The 1,857-nt window shown below is 62.2% G+C and carries 1 protein-coding gene and 1 pseudogene; both read right to left on the reverse strand.

The features are described 5' to 3' along the window. Positions 1–509, reverse strand: a pseudogene (locus tag AC1D0Z_RS20725) (50S ribosomal protein L3 N(5)-glutamine methyltransferase); the annotation flags it as partial. After that, positions 506–1,732 (reverse strand): succinyl-diaminopimelate desuccinylase, encoded by a 1,227-nt coding sequence (dapE, locus tag AC1D0Z_RS20730; RefSeq protein ID WP_477660048.1) that lies wholly within the window; start codon positions 1,730–1,732, stop codon positions 506–508. The gene dapE and the pseudogene AC1D0Z_RS20725, both read right to left, overlap by 4 nt. Between the last annotated feature and the right edge of the window lie 125 nt (positions 1,733–1,857).

Consider the following 1,857-nt stretch of genomic DNA (forward strand, 5'->3'; position numbering starts at 1 on the left):
GCGTCCAGGCTGATGTCGGCGGCATCCACCACCACATCAGGATAAGTGATGGCGGCCAGCACGGCCAGGCTGCSATTGCCGGTACACAGATCTAGCACGCGGTGGGTGTGTTCGCCCAGCCAGGGGTCGATGCTGGCGTCGGCCAGCAGTTCGGCAATCAGCGAGCGCGGAATGATCACACGCTCGTCCACATAAAAGGGCACACCCATCAGCCAGGCCTCATTCGTGAGGTAGGCGGCCGGCTTGCGGGTGCTGATGCGTGCTTCCAAAAGCATAGCTGCCTGCGCTTGTTCCTCTTGGGTTACAGGCCGGTTCTCTACAGAATCCAGGTCGTCCAGCGGCAGCCCCAGCTTCCACAGCACCAGCCAGGCGGCTTCATCGAAGGCGTTGGTCGTGCCTTGCCCGAATCCGTCCGAAAAGTGCAGGCCGGCAGCTTCCAGCCTGGCGGCCATTTGCTCGACCAGCGCCAGCACCGTCAGCGGCGCGGCAGGCGTTTTCGGGTCTGTCATGCTGCCGCCAGCCGTTCCAGAACACCCTTGTAGATGTTTTTAAGCGGATCGAGTGAGCTCACCAGGACGTGCTCGTTGATCTTGTGGATCGTCGCGTTGATGGGGCCGAATTCAATGACTTGCGGGCAGATTTTGGCGATAAAGCGGCCGTCACTCGTGCCGCCTGTGGTCGATAGCTCGGTTTTCAGGCCGGTTTCAGCCTGGATCGCTCCACGCACAGCATCCACCAGTGTGCCCGGCGTGGTCAGAAAGGGAAGACCGCCCAGAGTCCACTTCAGGTCGTATTCCAGCTGGTGGCGGCTGAGCACGGCCTGCAGGCGCTGCTGCAGGCTTTCCGGGGTTGATTCGGTGCAAAAGCGGAAATTGAAGTCCACCACCAGCTCGCCCGGAATGACGTTGGATGCGCCGGTGCCACCGTGGATGTTGGAGAGCTGCCAGCTGGTAGCGGGGAAAAAGTCGTTGCCCTTGTCCCATTCGGTGGCTACCAATTCGGCCAGCGCGGGGGCAAAAAGGTGGATCGGGTTTTTGGCCAGGTGCGGATAAGCGATGTGGCCTTGCACGCCCTTGACGGTGAGTTTGCCGCTCATGGTGCCGCGGCGGCCGTTCTTGATCATGTCACCCAGGCGCTCGACCGAGGTGGGCTCGCCCACGATGCAATAGTCCAGCGTTTCGCCGCGTGCTTTCAGCTGCTCACAGACCATGACCGTGCCGTCCACGGCCGGGCCTTCCTCGTCGCTGGTGATCACGAAGGCAATCGACAAGGCCGGGTCTGGGTGGGCAGCCAGGAACTCCTCCACCGCGACCACCATGGCCGCGATCGACGTTTTCATGTCGGCGGTACCGCGCCCATACATTTTTCCGTCGCGATGGCTCGGGGTGAACGGGTGGCTGTGCCACTGGTCGAGCGGGCCGGTGGGCACCACGTCGGTATGGCCGGCAAATACCAGGGTTTTGGCCGGCGTCGTGCCGGCGCTATTTGCTATCAATTCAGTAGCTGGTTGCGCACGTCCTGATTGGGCTCCAGCCATTAAGTCCTGGGATTTCCCTTCGCGCCGGGCCCACAGGTTCGTGACGCGGAAATCGGCGGGGCCGCTGACGATGGTTTCGCATTGGAAGCCGAGCGGCGCCAGCCGTGCGATCAGCAGGGCCTGGCAATCTGCGTCGTCAGGCGTGACAGAGGGGCGGGAAATCAGCTGTTCGGCAAGCCTCAGTGTCGCGCTCATGAACCCATTCCCATAAAGGGCGGGATGCAAGTCCTGGCGCATGAGGAGGGAGTGCAATTTTTCGCCGGGCCGCCCCAAGAAAAATTAGCCCCCTCGGGGGGCAGCGTAGTACGCGAAGCGACAAG

The sequence above is a fragment of the Polaromonas sp. P1_E3 genome, assembly GCF_056405935.1.

Excerpts from the sequence above, each read along its gene's own strand:
- dapE (WP_477660048.1), bottom strand. The coding sequence starts at position 1,732 with ATGAGCGCGACACTGAGGCTTGCCGAACAGCTGATTTCCCGCCCCTCT.